We start from the raw sequence: 20521 nt of genomic DNA, 5'->3' as shown, positions 1-20521 counted from the left end.
ATACTAAAATCTACTCGTCGTCGCCGGGCATCAGGGCGCCCTCGGTGACGGTCTTTTGCCGAATGAACTTCTTTGCTTCTAGGAGCGAGCCGACAGACTTCTTGGATTTCTTGCCGTGAAATTTCTGGATGGCGTCGAAACCGCACTGGAATGTTGCGCTTTCGCAGGTGTAGTCGGGTGAGATTCCAATCTTATGGTAGGAATTTCCCTTCGGTGTTAGGAATTCTAGATTCGTGATGATGGCAAGGCCGCCTGCGGGAGTTTTCCAGGTGCTCTGGCCGATTCCCTTGCCGTAAGTGGCAGTCCCTGCGATGGGGATGCCTGCGCCTTCCTGGATGGCGGCCGCAAAGATTTCGGCGCAGCTTGCGCTGTTCTTGTTCACCAGGGCGACAAACTTTCCTTTTTCGCCCGCATCACCCGATTGGGCCACTTCGGTTTCGGTCCGGTGGGTGGGCTCTCCGTCAGGGGCAAATGCCCTCCAGGAGCGCGTCGAGATGTTTCCGCTTTCGATGAACAGGTCCGCCATGGCGGTGCAGAGGCTCACATGTCCGCCCGGATTGTTGCGCAGGTCAATGAGTCTTGGCTGCAAGTAGCTTTGCGTAGAGTCTAGGTAGGCCTTCAGTTCACCGAGGGTTCCGTTTTCTTTATCGACCGTGTTCAGCTTGAATCCGGTGATGGTGATGATGATGGTTTCGTTCAGGGTGTCCACAAAGACGGTCGGGGCGTAGACGTCTTCCTTGGTCATCTCGTACAGTGTCGTGTCGCCTAAGTAGGCGACCGCCATCGAGATATCCTTGCTGTAGGTGAGCACGGAATCATAGGTGGCGTACGCCTCGTCTCCGGTAATCTCGACGCCATTTACGCTCAGGATGTTTCCGTAGCGGGGAACTTTTGCCCTTCCGGCGGGGCTTTCGGCGTACACGCGCGAAATGATCAGCGGATGTTCCGCTTCTGGAATCAGGCTGTATTCCATGCCGACATCGCCGGGGACAATGCTCGTGTTGATGTGTGTGGTCGTCTCCTCGCTTTTGGACGGGGGAACGTAACGGGTGAAGCGGTCGGACAGCTTGCTATAAAGCTCGGAGATGGAGTCCCCGTTCTCGTCTAGCTGTGGCAGTTCGTCTTCGAACAGGTATGTTCGTTGCAGTAGCCAGTAATTGTAAGAGTATTCCGTCGGTTCGGGCGTGCTTTTTACCGGTTCCAGAAAGTCGCTGCAGGCAGTGAGGAAAAAGGCGATGAGCACGCTCGCTGTGCTCGCTTTGAGCCATGAGCATTTGTGCGTTCGCTCTTTTTGCTTTTTTATTTCAAATAACAAAGCGAAACTCCTCTCACACCTCAAAGCGTAGCGACCTCATAGCTCAACGGCGCTCTGCGCCGGCCTACTGGTCGATGCTCAGTCCCTTCTTGTCGAGGAGCACGCGGGGAATGCCTCCTTCCATCGGGTTTTCGACGACGGAAATGGTTTCGAGGCTGTCGCATTCGGCGAGCGATTCGGGGAGCGTTTCAAGCTGGTTTGCGTCAAGGACCAGTTCCTTGAGCTTTTTCAGGTTGCCAAATTCAGAGGGGATTGCACCCAGGTTGTTGCCCGACACCATCAAAACTTCCAGAGATTCCAGGTGCGAGAGAGTTGCCGGAATGCTGGTCAGGTCGTTGTTGTCGAGGTAAAGCTTTTTAAGCTTCTTGAGCTTGCCGAGCGTGGCAGGAACTTCGGAGAGCATGTTGTCGTGCAGGCTGAGCTTTACGACATTTGTCCACTTGCCCACTTCGAGCGTGAGATCCAAAAGCTGGTTCTTTGCCACGTTCACCGTTTCGAGCTTGGTAAGCTTGCCCACGGAGTCCGGGAGCTCGGACAGGCTGTTGTAACCAAGGTAGAGGTGTTCCAGGTTAGAAAGCTCGCCGATCTCTTCGGGGAGTTCCATCAGGTCGTTTTCGCTCACGGAGAGCTTTTTCAGCTTCTTGAGCCTGGAAATGTCGTCGGGGAGTTCCACGAGCATGTTGCGATCAAGAATCAGCTCTTCGAGGTCTTCCAGCTCGAAAAGTTCCGGGGGCAGAAGCCTCAGTTCTTTTTGGGAAAGGTCTAACGAGGTGGCCTTTTCGGCCTTGGCTTTTTTAATGATATCTAGCAAATTCATGGGGTCGTCTCCTATGTCGTAAATCATAGCATTTTTGCTCAGAAAAGATGAGAAAATCCCGAAAAAAAGTAAAAAAGTATGAAATTTGCACAGATGTTCACTATAAATTGGGCCTAATTTTGAAAAAAATTGAAAAAAGTTGTCTTTTTTTTTCCCAAAGGCTCAATTTGAAACTATTTTTAAGGTGCAAAATACGATATTAAGGGTAAGGTGCCTCATTTGCACCCGACTCTTACTATTGTAAAATAACAGAACTGAGGAAAAAATGGAACTAACCAAATCGCAGGAACGCCGTCTAGCATTCGTGGCTAGCCTCTTGAGTCTCAATCCGAACGACCCTACTGACCGAATTAAGGCACTCCGGCATCTAAATCTCGATGAAAACGGCTGCTTCCATGGTTTCCAATACTCCCAAGGCTTTATGGAATTCTTCATCTTCCTCGATGAAGACACTCCGCTCGAAAAGGTCGTTTCCCACCTGAATTCCGACCTGAAGCAGCTCCAGATCGCCGTTTTCCGCACCAGCGACCCTCCCAATCCGTTCTTCATGTCGCTGCGCGAAGAGGCTGACCCCTGGGCTGTCAACAAGATTTCTGACGACGAAGAAGCGGAAGACGAATCCGGACTCCCGGCGAGCCGCCCTTACATGGAAACGCTCGAAATCACCGTGCTTCGTACCCGCGCGACCCGCGACATTACCGATAGCGAACTGGAGCGCACCCTTAAGGATATGCGCCGCAAGCTCGGTATCTGGAAGAACGAAGTCAAGGCAAAGCTCGAAATCATTGCCGAACATGACGACCTGACCCGCGACTTCCGCAGCGCAGACGACAAGCTTGAAATCGTGATGGATTCCGATCCGCTCCACCTGACCTCCGATCACGGTGAACTGTTCCTCGGTTTCTGCCCGATTCGTACGATTTTTGATTACCACGTGAACCTGGGTAAGCGCCTCAAGACGAAGCACAACATGGCAATCGTCTCCAGTAACATCCGTACTTACCTCGGTAACCTCACTCACACGAATGCTGCTTTGATCGATGCCTTCCAGACGATGGAACGTAACGACGACCAGAACGTGAACGTGGACGATTTCCCGTTCCTGCACAACGGTATGACGCTTACCGGCGACGACCTGCGTCTCAAGGAACGCGACGGCAAGAAGGTGCTCTACATTGAACGCCCGAAGATTATTAACGGCGCCCAGTCCCTGTTCACCTACGAACAGTACGCCAAGAAGAGCAAGAAGCCGGTGAACCCGCAGGTGCTCGTGAAGGTGGTGGTGCCGTACCCCGGTGCCGACAACTTCCTGAACCAGGTGACTATGGCTAACAACCGCCAGAACCCGGTGTTCAGCTACCACCTGCGCGCCGCTGACGACCTGCAGTTCTTCATTTGGCAGCGTTATCAGGAAGAAGGCTTTACCTATGTCTATAAGGACGGTGTGCGCCTCAAGGCACGTACCCGTAAGCTCGAAGTGCGTATGCGCCCCGAACTTGCAAAGACCCTCTTCATGATGGACGGCAAGCTCAGCGAATGCCGCAGTAGCGACTGCATCTTTGACAAGGAAACGCTTTACCAGCGCTGCTTCGGCGCATTTGTGCGTGTGGCTCCCGAAAAGGAAAAGGACTTTGTGAGGAAAACCATCGCCTTCACCAAGGCATGGCAGCTCCTTAGCCGTCTCCCGATCAAGATCCGCCGCGTGACCCCGGGCAAGGGCGTGTCCATCGAAGCGAACGATGACAACCCGCTGACCAAGATTACATGGAATGGTCGCCTCGAAGACAAGTTTATCTTCCGTAGCGCCGTGAAGGACCTGGTGGTGGCCCTTGCGCTCAAGCACTGGCTCATCTACGGTGATCCGATCCAGGACTTCGAATGGCTCGTGGAAAACGAACTCAACTTCAACGATTCTATCCTCAAGTATGCGGCCCGCATCTACACCGACGACCTGAAGGGAATCCTGATTAGCGAATTCAAGGACAATCCGGCTTACTACGATACCATCACCACCATCGACAAGGATAGCGGTGAATCCGTGGAACGCCGCCTGTGGAAGGGCTTTAGCAACACCGCTACTTATGACAAGATGATGGATCTTCTGTGCAAGAAGAATCCCGCTTGGGAAAAGTGCCGTGGCGGAATCGAAGCTTTCATCTAGTCGATTCCTACAATCTTCTTCCATCTTACTTATTTAAACAAAAATATACAAAAGCCGTTGACTAGCTCAACGGCTTTTTCTAATTTTGGCTACGAAAATCTTACAGTAAAGGAGTTCTTTACATTATGTGGAATGAAAAATACATGGCAAAGCTCGAAGAATATTTGAGCCAGGCTCAGGCGGCAGGGGGTGCTGCCCGTGTCGATAAGCAGCACCAGTCCGGAAAGGCAACTGCCCGCGAACGCATGGAAATGCTGTTCGACGAAGGTACGTTTGTTGAAGTCGGTGCGCTTCGCAAGTCGAGCAACCGCGTGCTCAAGGAAAGCAAGGTCGTCCTGGGTGACGGCGTCGTGACCGGTTACGGCAAGGTGAATGGCCGTCTGGTGTTCGCTTCTTCGCAGGACTTTACGGTGGGTGGCGGCTCCTTGGGCCAGTGCCATGCCGAAAAGATTTGCCGCGTGATGGACATGGCCGTGGAAGCCGGTGCTCCGTTTGTCGCTATGAACGATAGCGGTGGAGCCCGTATCGACGAAGGCGTGTTCTCGCTCGCCGGTTATAGCGCCATTATGGCCCGCAACGTGTGGGCTTCGGGCGTGATTCCGCAGATTGCCGTGATTATGGGCCCCTGCGCTGGTGGCGCCTGCTATTCTCCGGCTCTTAGCGACTTTATTTTCATGACCCAGAACACGAGCCAGATGTTTCTGACGGGTCCGGCTGTCGTGAAGCAGGTTATGGGTGAAAACATCACCGCCGCTGACCTCGGTGGTGCTCAGGTGCATACTTCCAAGTCCGGTGTGGCTCACTTCATGTACGAAGACGACAAGAAGTGCCTCGAAGGTGTCCGCAAGCTCCTGAGCTACTTGCCGCAGAGCAACCGCAAGGAATCTGCCGAATGCAACTGCAAGATTGCCGAAGCCGCCAAGAACGACGAAGGCTTCTTCAAGAAGCTGTTCTCCAAGTCCGAATCGAACGAAGTGGCTGCTTCCTTCGACAACAGTGCCTCTATCCAGGACATTGTTCCGGATAACTACAAGCAGGCTTACGACGTGAAGTCCGTGATTGCCGCCTTTGCCGATGCCGACAGCTTCTTTGAAGTGCAGAGCGACTGGGGCAAGAACGTGGTGATCGGCTTTGCCCGCTTGAACGGCGAAGCGATCGGTATCGTGGCTAACCAGCCGAAGGTGCTCGCCGGTTCCTTGGACGTGGACGGTTCCGACAAGGCTGGCCGCTTTGTGCGTTTCTGCGACGCGTTCAACATTCCGCTTTTGGCCCTCGCTGACGTTCCGGGTTACATGCCGGGATCTAAGCAGGAATACTCGGGCATTATCCGCCATGGTGCAAAGCTCCTTTACGCATTCGCCGAAGCCACCGTGCCGAAGGTGACGCTCATTCTGCGTAAGGCTTTCGGTGGCGCCTACATCGCCATGAACAGCAAGGACGTGGGTGCCGACTACGTGTTCGCACTCCCGATTGCCCAGGTGGCCGTGATGGGTGCCGAAGGTGCAGTTGAAATCATCAACAAGAAGGAAATCGCTGCGGCTCCGGATCCGGCTGCTGCTCGCGCCCAGTGCATCGCCAAGTACGAAGAAGAGCTGATGAACCCCTACGTTGCCGCCTCCATGGGCGTGGTCGACGAAGTGATTCGTCCGGCCGATGTTCGTAAGCGCTTGATTGCCGCCTTTGACGCCTTGAAGACCAAGGAACAGAAGCGCCACAGCAAGAAGCACGCGAACATCCCGCTGTAAAGACCGCTCGCGCCCAATCGGACAAAGTTCGTCCCCCGAGCGCTCGCTCTCGCAATCGCGACCCGTTAACATCGGGTCGCTTTTTGCTCACAGAGACCGAATCGGCTAAATTCTTCAGAATCCTTACTTTGGAGCCGATTCTCTCGCAACCGCCCTCGGTTAACACCCGAGGATTTCTTTTTGTCAAAAATTGACTTGCTTTTCCCTAGAATTATTTATATATTTGGGACATGCATAAATAGCATTCTTTGATACTTCCAATTTAATGTTGTTTTCCAGGAATAGCCCATGGTGGGTTGTTTTTGGCTGCATCATCTCAAAAAAAGGAAGTACTATGAAGAAGACCAACACCAACAAGACCCTCTCTGCCGAACGCCAGCACAAGGAGCGTTTTATCGTCACGTTCCCCGTCGTGGAGCCGTATACGCTCAAGACGGGCGTGCGCGTCAAGCCCGGAATGCGCGTTTGGGTGCGCGTCTAGCGCATTTCCCCTCGGGTTTACCCCGAGGGGGCTCCTTTTGTCTTGAAAAATTGCTAATTTCGCACAAATTGCGGGATTATTCCCATAATCTAGGTGGTTTTGCCGGGTGCAAATTCAGTATTTTATGGGACAGCCTGCAATAAGGAAACTGTGTTTTTTGAAGGTCTAAAACGCTTGTGGCCTGTGGCGGTTGTCGCCCTTGCCGTAGGAGTCGCCTGGTCCCAGAGCGATTCTGTCTCTGTTGTGTCTGCAAGCGATGCCGAAGTCTCTGAACCCGACCCGGCAGAGACCGAGTGGCAGCCGACCTACCAGTACATTTCGCTCCCGCCGTCAGTGAACCCCCTGAACGGGCTCTTGCCCTTTGGCGGCGTAGGCTCTTCGCCTACGCTCATGAGCAATTCAAAGGGGCAGGTCTTTAGTCACGATATCGATGTGTCGACCCGTGAAATGGACGTGAGCGAAAAACGCGTGAATTCCGTTTCGCGCGACACGATGACGCTCTGGACGGCGCACTACCCTGAACTCGCAGACTACGTGTCCGACATGTACAGTGTGGGGCAGAAGAGCCTGTGGCTGAACGACCTGGTGGGTAAGGCGAATGACGGGTATGAAACCCCTGAGACGGGTTCGGTGTTCGACATTACGATCCCGGTGACGATGCCTGCGTGGATGCGCGACTTTGGCCTCGATAAGCCGAAGCTCATGCTCCAGGGGACCATGGACATCCGCCTGAAGGGTTACGGCGAAAAGGACGATGCCGAGGGCAGCACCAATACGAGCCTTTGGCCGAGTCCCACGCTCAACTATACGCCGAACTTCATGGTGAAGGGCAAGATCGGCCCCTACATCACGGTCGAGATCAACAACGTGGAAGAAGGCCTGGGCGCCCGCAACCAGGTGCGCGTGGTTTACGAGGAATCGTACAAGGACGAATTCGAAGACTACATTCTGCAGCGCGTGGAAGCCGGTACCACGAACCTGGCGCTCACGGGTACCGAACTCACGGGTTACTCTGAGAACCACCAGGGGCTGTTCGGCATCAAGGCGGACTGGAAACTGGGCGACTGGAGACTCACGACGATTGCCTCGCAGGACGGTGGCGACCAGGAAGAATACAGCTTGAAGGCGAGCGAATCGACGACGGAATTCCAGATCCTAGACAAGCAGTTCATTGCCTACCGCTACTACTTCTTGAACCACGAGGCGAGAAACTCCTACATCAACGCGGCGATTGCGGGTCGTAGCACTTCGAACTATCCGGCGACGAACCTGAAGCTCTATAAGCGCGGTGCCACGAACACGACTACGGGCGTGATCGACAACGTGAATGTGGTCTACGTGACCCCGAGTGGCAAGACCATCAAGAAGAAGGTGGAGCGCCTGGTCGAAATTCCGGGTAGCGAATTTACCTACGATTCCAAGACGGGAGTCCTCAGGGTGAACGGCGTGAACCGCAATACCTTGTTGGCGGCGAGCTGGTCGGGAGACGGAACGGGCCGCGTGGGAACGACGGTGAACGACGGCTCCTCGGTGGTGCTGATTCAGTGGGACGCAACTCTTTCGGAACTCGCTGACATCGACAAGCTCATGCTCAGGAACGTGTACTCCATCGGTATCTCGGATGCAAGCTCGTCGAGCTTTGTGCTGCGCATGAAGAACAAGTCGGGTATTTCCGGCAGCTATCTCAAGACCTTGGGCCTGGTGGACACGACCACGGGTACGCCCTTGGTGAACGACGCGACGATATTCAAGAAGGATGCCTCGGGCAACTACACCGGAGAAATGTGGCTCCCCTGTAAGCCGCTCTCGGAATACAGTGGCTCGAAGGCGACGGAACTTGCTCGGCAGAACTGCTTGGAGCCTCTCAGGCTTTTGGATTCCTCTTCGGCGATGGCACAGTTGTATACGCTCCCGGTCTACAACCTGTCGCGCTACACGAACCGATTCTACTTTGAATCGGTGGGCAAGCGTCGCAATTCGGTGCTGAGCGTGCGCGACCCGAGCTCCAGCTACTCGGTGAGCGGCAGCTCCTGTATGGACATTTCTCCGGGAACTGAAAAGGTGACGGCAGGCTCTACGACCCTTATCCGCGGCACGGACTACGAAGTGAACTACGAGCTGGGCCAGATTGAACTCTTGAGTGAACGCGCCCTTGATCCGAACAAGGAAATCAAGGTGAGCTACGAATGCGAACCGCTGTTCGAAATTGACAACAAGCTTTTGCTGGGCGCCCGCGCGGAGCTTCCGCTCGACCTGTATGGCATGGGTGCGGGATCCGTGTTCGGCATCACCGCCCTCTACAAGAGCCAGAGCACTACGGCGAAGACGCCGACGCTTGGCAACGAACCTTACTCCAGCGTGCTGTGGGGCATGAACCTGCGCCTGCAGGACTCCGTGCCTGCCCTCACCGAACTCGTGAACCTGATCCCGGGCATCAACACGACGGCTCAGTCCAGCTGGCGCTACGAGGCAGAATTTGCAGCGAGCCGCCATAACGCGAATACGAGTGACGGAAACTCCGCCCTGGTGGAAGACTTTGAAGCGACAACCTCTGGACTAACTTATCCGCTGTCCAGGCTCTCCTGGTACCATGCGTCTCCCCCGGGCGGCGTGTCGTCGAATCTTTCGACCTACATTGAGAACCAGGACTATAAGCACAAGGGTGAGTTCATCTGGCATAGCAACAATACCGAGCTCTACAAGAACATCTACCCGTCGGTCGGCAATTCCGATGTCGACAACCAGCACCTGACCGTGCTCAAGATGACGCTCCGCGCCAACGACAACCTGTCGGGGAATTCGTGGGGCGGCGTGATGCGTGCGAACAGCGAGTACTACCAGGACCTGAGCGACATGAAGTACATCGAAGTGGTGGCGCGCGGCAACGTGGGCTCCATCTATCTCGACTTGGGTTTGGTGAGCGAAGACCTTTCGATTAACGGTGCTGCCCCGAACGGCCTGTACGATGGCGAAAACGATCTGGGCACGACGACGGCGCTCCACGACAAGGGCCTTGATGGAAAGAGCGGCTCGGATGAAATCGACTCGGTCTGGGACTGCCGTGTCAGCGGCTGTATCGGCAAGGAAATCAATACGAGAAATTCGGATGCTTCGACGACGGACATTGCCCGCGACAACTTCGACGAAGACCTGGACGACGAAAGCGATCCGCCGGTGAACATCAACGGAACCGAAAAGAACTCGGGCGAACGCACCTACGATACCGAAGACATCAACAAGAACGGCTCGCTGGATACCGACATCAGCTTTGTGCGCTACCGCATCGACTTGTCCGACGACGACAAGCTGCATTTTGAAGAACTCAAGAACGGTTGGCGCAAGTGGCGCATTCCGCTGAACCAGTACGATACGATTGTGTCTCCGAACGGGAGCGACTACGCGACGATTCTTTCGGAAGCCCTGTTCAGCAGGCTCTGGCTTGGCAACCTGAGCAATGGCGTTGCCGAAGCGAAGGTGCAGATTGTGAGCCTGGCCGTGGTCGGAAACGCCTGGGAAGAGACGACGGTCGCCGATTTTTACCAGACCTCTTCGACGGAACATTCGCAGGTTGTCGAGGTGAACGGTGTGGAAACCCTGGTGACCGAGTCGGTCTCCTCTAAGGACACGACCTACATCAATGTCACGACGATCAACAACCGTGAAAATGCAAACAAGTACCACAAGTCTCCGAATACGACGACCGAACGCGATTCCGATTCCAACGCCCCGCTGAAGGAAACGGCTCTGGTGGTGGACTACCACAACATGAGCCCCGGCCAGGAAGTCGGCGTGACGCGTATCTTTGAAACGGACGTGAAGGACTTCTCGAATTACCGCTCGCTCAAGATGGAAATCCACTACGAGACGGATGCCACGTCGGTTCCGATTCGATTTGCGCTGCAGTTCGGTGAAGGTTCGCTCGAAGGTTCTAACGACTACTACGAATGGAGCTTTAGGCCGGTGAACTACACCTGCAAGGGCTCTGAACGCCCGCAGGACTGCCACGAACGCAACTGGCTCGACAACGCATTTGCGATGGATGTCGCGGACTTTACCGACCTGAAGAAGGGCCGCCGCCCGCCTTACCTGAACGCCGTGGAAAAGGACCTGGGCGGCGAGCGTGAAGAGAAACTTCGCTTGGTGGGTAACCCCTCCGTTACGAGCATTGACTGGATGCGCTTTGTGATCATTGCCGACTCCAGCGCATCGGCAGATGACCTCAAGGGAACCTTCTGGCTCGATGACCTTCGCCTTTCGGACATGGACACGGAATGGGGCTATGCCGCACGTACGAGCGGCCAGGTGAACTTTGCGGACTTCATTTCCTTGTCGGGTGCGGTGCGCTACCAGGACGGTGCGTTTGCGACGCTTTCGACTTCGAACGGTTCTCCCAAGCCGAAGACTTCGGTGGCGGCGTCGCAGCTCGATGTGGCGGGCGACTTCACCATGAACTTGAACAAGTTCTTAAACGACAGCTCCGGTTACCACATTCCGCTTTCTTTGGGTTACCACAGCACAACCAAGCGCCCCTACATGAAGCCCACCGACGACATGATGCTCGAAAAGAGCAGCTTCGTGGATATGACGGGCGACATGTTCCAGCGCAAGCTGGAAGTCGGCTCCAATAAGGAAGAACAGAGCCTGCGTGATGATGCGGAATCCAAGGGCTACCAGTCCTATGTGCGCGACAAGTCCTTCGGCATCAGCTACCGCAAGGATTACCACGCCCGAGAATCCAAGTTCGGCGACATCATGTCGCAGATATTCCTCGACCGTCCGGCAATCAGCTATTCCTACAACGAATCCGAAGGCCGCTCGACGACTTCCGCCGACTCGACGTATTCCTACCATACGATTATTGAGTATAAGCTGGGTACCTTCAGCATGTTCAAGTTCCGCCCGATGGAAGGACTCGCCAAGTACGACTGGCTCAAGCCCTTGTCGAAGACGGAATTCGAACCGTGGCCGCAGACATTCGACTTGACTATCTTCGACTTGAACTATGTGCGCTATGTGAATCAGAACCGCGACCCGGATTACGTGGAACCGCAGGTGGACAAGATCGTGACCTACACGACGGAACTCAACCACAAGCTGAACATGCGTTGGAATATCTTGTCGTTCCTGACCACCAGCTACTCGTTGAATATCAAGCGTGACATGTATGGTGGCGGTGACCGCGAAGCGTTCGTGAAGAAGAACTTCTTTACCTCGCGTGATGGCGGCCTCTTTGCAAGCGACTATATCTTTGACTTTGACCATACGGACCGCCGCGTCTATGTGTCGGGTGACAGTATCGTGGCGATTCCCTACGATACGATTCCGAGGGTTTCCGAGAACGGCGATACCTCTGCCATCGACATGTTGAATCCGGAGTCTTACGAAATCCGTTACGATACGACGGTGTTCTACAAGGTGGATAGCGTGGGCCACAGGGAATATGGCCGCTCTTATGGTATTTTGCGCAACGAACGCGCCCGTTCTCAGCAGTTCAAGATCGGTTTCAATCCGCGCCTGATTCCGTTCATCCCGTTCTCCACGAACTTCAGTTCCGATTTCAGCCAGCAGAAGACCATTCCGGACGATTTCGACTTCAAGGACGAGACGATGATCGAAAAGAACTACTGGACGATCTCGCAGACGAACCGCTTCGAGTTTGCCCCGTCGCTCAAGGTGCTGGAACTGGCCCGCAGCTTTGGCAAGCAGAATCCGGTGGCTACGGCGTTTGACAAGATCAAGTGGCGTGAAGTCCGCTTCAACTGGCAGGCGAGTACGAACACTGTGGGCGAAAACTTTACCCTGGCCCAGCTGTACGAAGAGCAGGGCGTGACCCCGATGCAGTATTACCTCTATGGTTTGGGCCTTGGCAACGGCTACAGGAATCGCGGATTCTACAACATTGTAACAGGTGACATGGGGCTTGACCACCGCGACGACTACCTGCACTTTGCGCAGTACAGGAACCGCCACGTAGACACGCTTGTGTACCAGGGCAACTTTAGGCATTCCGTGTCGCGCCAGTTCCAGGTGGGAACCGGCATTACGCTTCCGATATGGGACATTGGCGTGACGGGTGATCTGCAGTGGAAGGAAGACTTCTCGCAGTCCAGGGAATATCCGCTGTACCTTGATACCACTACGGTGTGGCCGAAGATTGGCGTGGGAGTCACGGTGCCGAACTTTGCACAGCGCGTGTCGATTCTGAACGGGTTCCGCAGCGTGTCGACGTTCCACCGTTTCGACTATACCTATACGACAACGGTGCATCCGTTCCAGAGCGCCGAAGATTCCTGGTCGCAGAGCATCAACTTCAACCCGCTTATCCGCGTGACGTTCTTGCTGCAGAACAACATGCGCATCGAGAACAGCGTACGCATGAAGATCGAAGATACCGACCGCCGCCCGAAGGAAGAAGTCATTGGCATTACGACTTGGCCGGATTCCGTGGGTAACAGCCGCGACACGACAGACTACTTCTGGGAAACGCCGTGGATTCACACGTCGCTCTATAACGACTTCATGTTCAATATCGGCGACGACTTTACCATTACCTATCCGCTTAAGCTCGACAAGGCGGTGAAGTTCTTCAAGTGGTTCTTCAAGTTCAAGAATTCGATCGACCTGAAGTTTACCGCCGGTTACGACTACAAGAAGACGATCCGCAAGCAGTATGACCCGGACGAAGGCTACGACAAGTGGAACAAGGAAAGCGGAACCGACGGTATCTTTAGACAGTGGAACTTTGACGACGGCCTGCAATACACGGTCTACAACCCGAAACTGTCGCTCACGGAGCGTACGGTGCCGTCGCGTACGCACGAATGGTTCTTGCGCCCGAGTGCAGGCTATCAGTTCAACAAGATTGCTTCCATGAGCAGTTACATTGAATACCGCCAGATTCACGAGAAGCTGGATGACGAAACACCGCACTTGCGCCAGATTCTGCAGTTTGAAATTGCACTCATGCTTCGGTTCGACTAGTAGATAAAACATCATTGCGAGCATAGCGAAGCAATCCATATTTGACTTTTTGTGGTAAGATGGCTAAGAAACGTGTAGCAGTCGGTATGAGCGGGGGAGTGGATTCCTCTGTGGCAGCCTTGATGCTGTTGGAGCAGGGTTACGACGTTTTCGGTGTGACACTCCGCGTGCTGCCGCCTTTGGCGAATGGAGCGACCCCCTACGATCCCGAGAACGATGAAAGCGTTTTGCGGGCCCGCGCGGTCGCGGAGCGCTTGGGTATAGAACATTATGTGGCGGTGTGTGACGACGCGTTCACGGAACGGGTGCTTAAACGCTGTCACGATGATTTTGCCGGGGCCCGTACGCCGAACCCTTGCTGCTATTGTAATCGCTATGTGAAGTTCGGCTGGATGCTTGAGTTTGCGCTTGAACATGGCGCGGACTTCCTTTCTACAGGGCACTATGTGAACGTGAAGGAGGTCGGTGGCGTGCGTAGGCTTTTCAAGGGTCGCGATGCCGCGAAAGACCAGAGCTACTTTCTGTTCGGAGTTCCCGATTCGGCCATGGCTCGCGTGATGACGCCGCTGGGCGATATGGAAAAGCCCGAGGTCCGCGAAATAGCGTCAAAGCATGGCTTTGAAAATGCGAGCGCGAGCGATAGCCAGGATATTTGTTTCGATATTTACGGCGATGATTACACGAATTTTTTGCAGGAACGTTTCGGTGCGATGACACGCCCAGGAAACTTCGTGACCGCCGACGGCAAGATTTGGAATAGTCACGAAGGTTACCACCGTTACACGGTGGGGCAACGCAAGGGACTTGGCGTTGCGCTGGGCGTCCCTGCATTCGTGCAGAGCGTGAATCCGGAAACGGGTGATATCTTGGTGACCGCCGACAAGTCGGCCGTCTCGGCAAGCGAAGTGCGCATTCAGAACTGTCAGTGGCACGGCATCAATCCCGCAACGGGCAGGGCCTACGCCGCTGGCGACACTTTCGAGTGCGAAGGCATGGTGCGTTACCGCCAGCGTCCGACCCGTTGCATGGTCAAGATTCTCGAAGACGGCTGCGCACTCGCCAGCTTTGAACAGCCCCAGTTTGCAGTCACCCCTGGCCAGTGCGCCGTATTCTACGACGGCGATATGGTTCTTGGCGGCGGCTGGATAGTTCGCTAGGATTCTTCTTTACAGGTGTGGACATTTTCCATGATGAATGTCAACGCCTTGAAATAAAAAATAATCGTTTAGAGCCTTGTTAGTGTATTTTTCAGATAACCACCTCCGAAGGAGGAGGTGTTTTGAGGAGTATTATGAAAAAGTTTGGATTTAAGGCTTTAAGTGGAGCTTTGTTGCTCGGCGGAGCCGTTTCTGCTTTTGCCGCCCCGGGACTCACCGTGAGCGGCACCGATCTCATGTACAACGGCAAGAAGATCTTCTTCTCGGGTACGAATCTCGCCTGGAGCGACTACAACTCCGATGTGGGCGATTCCCCGCTGAACGAAAACGCTTGGCGCAAGGCGGTGGAAGGCACGCGTGCCGCGGGCGGTAACGCGATTCGTTGGTGGCTCTTCAACAACATGAGCCAGAGCCCCGAAATCGACCAGAGTACGCATCTGGTTTCGGGCCTCAAGGCAAATACCATCGCCAACATGAAAAAGGCCCTGGACATCGCCGAAGAATACGGCGTGATGGTTTCGATGTGCCTTTTCAGTCACAACCTGATGGAACCGAATCAGTGGGGCCTTTACGACGATAAGCTGGACATTACCGCGAACACGCAGCTTTTTGAAGACGCTGGCACCAAGGCCTTTATCGACAATGCGCTTGTTCCGGTAGTAAAAGCAATCGGCAACCACAATGCGCTCATGACCTGGGAAGTATTCAACGAACCCGAAGGCATGACAAGTGTAGGCTGGACCACCAAGAAACTCGACAAGGCTGTGCTCCAGAAGTTCACCAACAAGATTGCGGCGGCAATCCATACCACAAACCCGGAACTGCTCGTTTCTACGGGTAGCGTGAATATCCAGTATCAGAGCTGGTGGAACGATTCCGAACTCATCGCAGCCGGTGGCGAAGCGAACGGTACGCTCGACTTTTTCCAGACACATTACTATCCGTACTACCAAAACGACGCCGTTTCTCCGTTCGTGAATACGGCGGCCCAAATGGCAACAACGTACAAGTACGACAATAAGCCCATGATTATCGGTGAATTCCCAGCAAGCGGCTGGAAGGGCGACACCTATACCGCAAGCATGGCTGCCAAGACCCAGATTTCGACCGAAGAATGCTACCGCAAGGCCTTTGACGGTGGCTACGCAGGCGCACTTGCGTGGCAGTACATTGGCGACAAGACCGAATCGAACTTTGGCGGTTACACTTACACCATTGATCCCGCTCTCGATGCCATGAAGGCCCTTGCCGCAACGGAAGAAGCGAGCATCAAGATCAAGGATGTCGCCATCAGCCAAGAAGGCGGCGACGGCAAGATGGCTGTGACTTACGGCGGCGACAATGCGCAGATCGAATACCAGAAAACTTGGGACTTAAGCAAGGCCAATACGTTTACGTTCGAGGTGGCAAACCTGGGTGAAAGTGATGCGCAACTGAACCTGATTTTCAAGCTGACTGATGCGTGGACATGGACCGAGGTGGAAGGCCCCTGCGAAGTAGCCGCGGGCCAGTCCAAGACTTGCTCGTTCGATATTTCCAGCTATACAGACCGTAACAAGACTCTGAGCGTCGTTATCGCAAACTACGCTGCTGGCTATACCGGTACGATCCTTTACGACAATTTCAAGGCGGGCGACCAGGTTCTCTGGGACTTCAACGAAGACAAGTACGATGCCTTCAGCCGCGGTTTCGAGAACACCGAAGAGATGATTCCCGAAATCAAGATCGTGTTTGGCGACTTTACGACGGGTCTTGGCTGCATGCGTCCGAAGCTTGCTAGTGCAAAGGCTTTGCAGGTGAATGGTGGAGTCCTGAGCCTCACGGTATCGCGTCCGACGGATGTCGTGGCGGAACTCTTCGATGTCACTGGGCACAGTGTGGCAAACCTCTATAGGGGAAGCCTTGCGGCGGGTACGCATCGTTTTAGGATCGATGCGGCGAAGGGCGTGTATTTTGTGAAAGTGAGGGGCCAGGGCCTGGATCTGACTCGAAAAGTGATACTCAAGTAGCGAGTTCGATGGTGTAGAGTCCGTAACTCTCTAAAAAACAAATTAAGGCGCGGATGATGATTCCGAGCCTTTTTTTATCAAAAAAAGCTGTTGTGAGATTTTCATCACATTTGCATATTATTTTGGGGAGAAATACGTTTCTCATGGCGATTTCTAATATATATTTGTAATGTAAAGAGGATTTAACTTGACTATTTATCATAATAAGACAATCTTGATTGTGGACGACGACCGTATTTCTATAAAATTGGCCGAATTTGTGTTGCTGAAAGATGGCTATAGCGTCGTGACGGTGGAGTCTGGTGAAGCTTGTATTGACTACTTGAAGAATCGCGGAGGAATCGACCTAGTCCTTTTGGATATTGAGATGCCCCGTCTTAATGGAATTGAAACCCTTGAAAAAATTCGCGCGGAGAAATCCATTGCCGACACAAGGGTGTTTTTCCTGACTGGCAACGAGTTTAGCAGGTATGAAGACGTTGCACGCCGTCTGAATGTTCTGGATTTCATTTCAAAGCCGGTGTATGGGCCGGAAATGCTGGAACGCGTCAACAAGGCCTTTGCTGATGCCGAGACCGATTCCAGGGATACGATATTGGTCGTTGATGATGACCGCATGAATTTGAAACTCGCTGAGCACATGTTGAGTTCCACCTACAATGTCATCTTGGCTCAGGACTATCAGGAAACGCTCAACAGTCTTTCGATGGAGCGCCCATCGCTTGTGCTTTTGGATGTGCACATGCCCGGTATGAATGGCTTCGAACTGCTGTCTGAAATTCGCAAGATGAAGGCCTGTAGCGACTTGCCGGTCGTATTTTTAACGGCGGACAGCGATAGGGAAACGGAAGTCCGTGTGTTCAGGGAAGGGGCCTTGGATTATATCCAGAAGCCGTTTGTTCCTGAAGTGGTACTAGAGCGAATCAAGCGAATTCTTTCGCTTCGCAAGTTGCAGGTCAATCTTGAAAGTGAAGTGGAGCGTCGGACTGCGGAACTGGAAGAGAGTCGCCGCAAGCATGAAATCTTGTCGCTGCAGGTCGTGAAGACCCTCGCTTCGGCGATTGACGCCAAGGACCGCTACACGAACGGTCATTCTAGTCGCGTGGCAAAGTACAGCAAAGAAATAGCCCTCCGCGCAGGAAAGTCCATCGAATATCAGGATGAAATCTACTTTGTGGCGCTTCTGCACGACATCGGAAAAATTGGAATTCCGGATAACATTTTAAACAAAAGTTCGAAGCTCACGGATGAAGAGTACGAGACGATTAAGCAGCACCCAAGCATCGGGGTGGACATCCTGAAAAACATCACCGAGATGCCGAATATTGAAATTGGTGCGCATTTCCATCATGAACGCTTCGATGGCAAGGGGTATCCTGAAGGCCTTTCCGGCTGCGAGATTCCCGAAATTGCCCGCATCATTGCCGTAGCGGATGCCTACGATGCCATGAGCAGCCGTCGCAGTTACCGTGCGGCGCTGCCCCAGAGCGCTGTCCGCGAAGAAATCGTGAAGGGCCGTGGCCACCAGTTTGATCCGACCTTTGCAGATGTGATGCTCAAGATGATTGACGACGATGTCCGTTACGAAATGCGTGACGACGGCCTGACCTTGTGATGGGAGTCTTCGAAAACAGATGATGGAATCTAATGATATTTTTGAAGAGAACGATCGCCGGGTCTTGAAGACGCTCACGCTCGTGATGCGCTGGCTTTGGGTCATGTTTCCGCTGATTTATCTCGGAAACGTTATCGGGCTATTTAAAATCGACTATTATGAATTGAACCTTTTAACGGCAATCGCCTTTGTCATCTTGTGGTTGCCGACATTCATCGAACGCATGAATGCTTCGCTAAAGACGCGCCGCTATTTTTGTGTGCTAGGCATGGCGAGTATTATTGCAATGCTTGCCGTCAACGAAAATATTGGCGTCTATATGACTTATGCTCTAGCCATGGTGACAAGCCTATTGTTCTTCGATGCGTCGTTCACGCTCAAGATATCGATTGTTAGCTATCTGTTGATTGTCGTGTCGCTTTTCTTTAGGGCGTCGGGCGCTAACCATGGTGAATTTTCGTCGGACCTTTTCTGGTGGGTGTCCAGGTCGGCGGGCTTCTTGATTGAATCCATTGCTATGACGCTGGTGTGCATCACGGTGGCGCGCCTTACGCACCGTCTGCTTGAAAATTTGGAGAACGCCCGCCAAAAGGCGCAGCGTTCCGACGAACTCAGCAAGGCTTGGGCCGAGGCCGAGGAAGCGCGCAAGAATGCGGAATCGGCGAACATGGCGAAGAGCTTTTTTCTTGCGAACATGAGCCACGAAATCCGTACCCCCATCAACGGCATCTTGGGAATGAACACGATGCTTTTGAAGGAATGTAAGGACGATTCACTTCTTGAATACGCCCGTAACATCCAGAACGCAGGGCACACGCTATTGTCCCTGGTGAATGATGTCTTGGACATCACCAAGATCGAGTCGGGAAAGATGGAGCTTCTGGTTGGGGAGTACGATCTCTTTTCGGTGCTGAACGACTGCTATTGCGTCGCTAATCCGCGCGCCCAAAGCAAGGGCCTGGAATTCAACATCAATGTGAACCCGAAAATTCCATCGCGGCTTGATGGTGACGAAGTGCGCCTGCGCCAGATTGTGAATAACCTGCTTTCGAATGCCGTCAAGTACACGCCGATGGGAACGGTGGATTTGCTGGTAGATTTCAAGGCGCTTCCCGATGAGGATGGCAATCGCCGAATTGAGCTGGTCATTGTTGTTGCCGATACGGGAATAGGAATCCGTTCCGTTGATCGCGACAAGCTGTTCCAGAGCTTTGAACGCATTGATCTTGACCGCAACAGAAATATCGAGGGGACGGGGCTCGGGCTTAATCTCACCAAAAAACTGGTGGAGATGATGGGCGGCCGAGTGCTGGTGAAGAGCGTTTATGGTTCTGGTTCCGTTTTTGAAGTAAGGATCCCGCAGACCGTGAAGGGGGACGCTTTGATAGGGAACTTCTTGGAACGGCACAAGGAATTTATATCGGTCAATTCTTGTGTCCGGAAGTTCAAGGCGAAAAATGCTAGGTTGCTAGTCGTGGACGATGTCCCCATGAACCTGAAGGTGGTGTGCGGACTTCTCAGGGATACCGAAATAAAAATTGATACGGCGACGAATGGCGAAGATGCCCTTGAACTGGTGGAGGCAAAACATTACGATCTGATTCTTTTGGATCACATGATGCCGGTAATGGATGGGATTGAAACGCTTCAGTGTATGAAGGATTTAAAGGGTTTCGATATCCAGAAAACGCCTGTGGTGATGCTTACAGCGAATGCGGTGGTTGGCGCAAAGGATGCCTACATACAGGCGGGCTTTACCGACTACATTACCAAGCCAATCCGCGAAGAGGTCTTGCTTGCGACGGTGAAGAAGTTTCTGCCCAAGGAACTGATCGTTGAGGGTTCATCTCTAGAAAAGTCCGGTGCGGTAAGCGAAGGCGGGCCCATGGGTGTACTTTCGAACCTTTTAGATACGGCAACGGGGCTTGGGTATTGCATGAACGATGAATCCTTTTACCGAGAGATGCTTACCGAATACGCAAAGAACGACCGGAGTGTTGAATTGGATAATTCCCTTGCGAAGGGCGATGTCGAAAACTACCGGATAGCCATTCATTCGCTGAAAAGTACGTCGTTGACCATAGGAGCGGTTCAGCTCTCTGAGATGGCCAAAGCGCTGGAAAGTGCCTGTAAAGAAGGAAATCTTGAATTTGTTCGTAGCCAGCACGAAAAATGTATGAAATCTTATAAGATGATTTTAGATAAATTATCTAAGTTTCTTGCTGTTGGAGAGCTGTAAC

At 53.3% G+C, this 20521-nt stretch carries 10 protein-coding genes; 8 read left to right on the top strand and 2 right to left on the bottom strand.

What is annotated here, in order from left to right; translation table 11 throughout:
- Window positions 1-10 precede the first annotated feature (10 nt).
- Both ACKI61_RS06320 and ACKI61_RS06315 read right to left on the bottom strand, forming a co-directional pair.
- Window positions 11-1243 (bottom strand): S41 family peptidase, encoded by a 1233-nt coding sequence (locus ACKI61_RS06320; protein ID WP_407456912.1) that lies wholly within the window; start codon window positions 1241-1243, stop codon window positions 11-13.
- 136 nt (window positions 1244-1379) lie between these two features.
- Window positions 1380-2132 (bottom strand): leucine-rich repeat domain-containing protein, encoded by a 753-nt coding sequence (locus ACKI61_RS06315; protein ID WP_407456911.1) that lies wholly within the window; start codon window positions 2130-2132, stop codon window positions 1380-1382.
- A gap of 265 nt (window positions 2133-2397) precedes the next feature.
- Here ACKI61_RS06315 and ACKI61_RS06310 point away from each other — a divergent pair, with 265 nt between their 5' ends.
- The 8 genes from ACKI61_RS06310 (at window position 2398) to ACKI61_RS06275 (ending at window position 20520) form a co-directional block, all read left to right on the top strand.
- The gene (locus tag ACKI61_RS06310) at window positions 2398-4293 is read left to right on the top strand and encodes an AIPR family protein (protein ID WP_407456910.1); all 1896 of its coding nucleotides are present in this window, start codon (window positions 2398-2400) and stop codon (window positions 4291-4293) included.
- Window positions 4294-4418: 125 nt separating this feature from the next.
- Window positions 4419-6038, top strand: coding sequence for an acyl-CoA carboxylase subunit beta (locus ACKI61_RS06305; protein WP_407456909.1), 1620 nt, complete (start codon window positions 4419-4421; stop codon window positions 6036-6038).
- Between the two features lie 334 nt (window positions 6039-6372).
- Complete coding sequence (locus ACKI61_RS06300; protein WP_407456908.1) at window positions 6373-6519, top strand: hypothetical protein; 147 nt, start codon at window positions 6373-6375, stop codon at window positions 6517-6519.
- Between the two features lie 150 nt (window positions 6520-6669).
- Window positions 6670-13500, top strand: coding sequence for a cell surface protein SprA (gene sprA / locus ACKI61_RS06295; RefSeq protein WP_407456907.1), 6831 nt, complete (start codon window positions 6670-6672; stop codon window positions 13498-13500).
- Window positions 13501-13559: 59 nt separating this feature from the next.
- Window positions 13560-14657, top strand: coding sequence for a tRNA 2-thiouridine(34) synthase MnmA (gene mnmA, locus ACKI61_RS06290; RefSeq protein WP_407456906.1), 1098 nt, complete (start codon window positions 13560-13562; stop codon window positions 14655-14657).
- Between the two features lie 134 nt (window positions 14658-14791).
- Window positions 14792-16666, top strand: a complete 1875-nt coding sequence (locus ACKI61_RS06285) for a T9SS type A sorting domain-containing protein (protein WP_407456905.1) — start codon at window positions 14792-14794, stop codon at window positions 16664-16666.
- 187 nt (window positions 16667-16853) lie between these two features.
- Window positions 16854-18281 carry a response regulator gene (locus ACKI61_RS06280; RefSeq protein ID WP_407456904.1) on the top strand — a complete coding sequence of 476 codons (1428 nt, stop codon included), beginning with the start codon at window positions 16854-16856 and terminating at the stop codon, window positions 18279-18281.
- A 19-nt stretch (window positions 18282-18300) separates the two neighbouring features.
- Window positions 18301-20520 (top strand): response regulator, encoded by a 2220-nt coding sequence (locus ACKI61_RS06275; protein WP_407456903.1) that lies wholly within the window; start codon window positions 18301-18303, stop codon window positions 20518-20520.
- The last annotated feature ends 1 nt before the right edge of the window (window position 20521 follow it).

Origin of the sequence: Fibrobacter sp. (assembly GCF_045601785.1) — a bacterium.
Classification (GTDB): Bacteria; Fibrobacterota; Fibrobacteria; order Fibrobacterales; family Fibrobacteraceae; genus Fibrobacter.
The sequence above is the reverse complement of the archived record's forward strand: the minus strand, read 5'-3'. Positions and strand labels throughout refer to the sequence as shown.

What these genes read in the sequence shown, in the direction of transcription:
- ACKI61_RS06315 (WP_407456911.1), bottom strand. Translation starts at nt 2,132, where the DNA reads ATGAATTTGCTAGATATCATTAAAAAAGCCAAGGCCGAAAAGGCCACC.
- ACKI61_RS06310 (WP_407456910.1), top strand. Translation starts at nt 2,398, where the DNA reads ATGGAACTAACCAAATCGCAGGAACGCCGTCTAGCATTCGTGGCTAGC.
- ACKI61_RS06305 (WP_407456909.1), top strand. Translation starts at nt 4,419, where the DNA reads ATGTGGAATGAAAAATACATGGCAAAGCTCGAAGAATATTTGAGCCAG.
- ACKI61_RS06300 (WP_407456908.1), top strand. Translation starts at nt 6,373, where the DNA reads ATGAAGAAGACCAACACCAACAAGACCCTCTCTGCCGAACGCCAGCAC.
- mnmA (WP_407456906.1), top strand. Translation starts at nt 13,560, where the DNA reads ATGGCTAAGAAACGTGTAGCAGTCGGTATGAGCGGGGGAGTGGATTCC.
- ACKI61_RS06285 (WP_407456905.1), top strand. Translation starts at nt 14,792, where the DNA reads ATGAAAAAGTTTGGATTTAAGGCTTTAAGTGGAGCTTTGTTGCTCGGC.
- ACKI61_RS06275 (WP_407456903.1), top strand. Translation starts at nt 18,301, where the DNA reads ATGATGGAATCTAATGATATTTTTGAAGAGAACGATCGCCGGGTCTTG.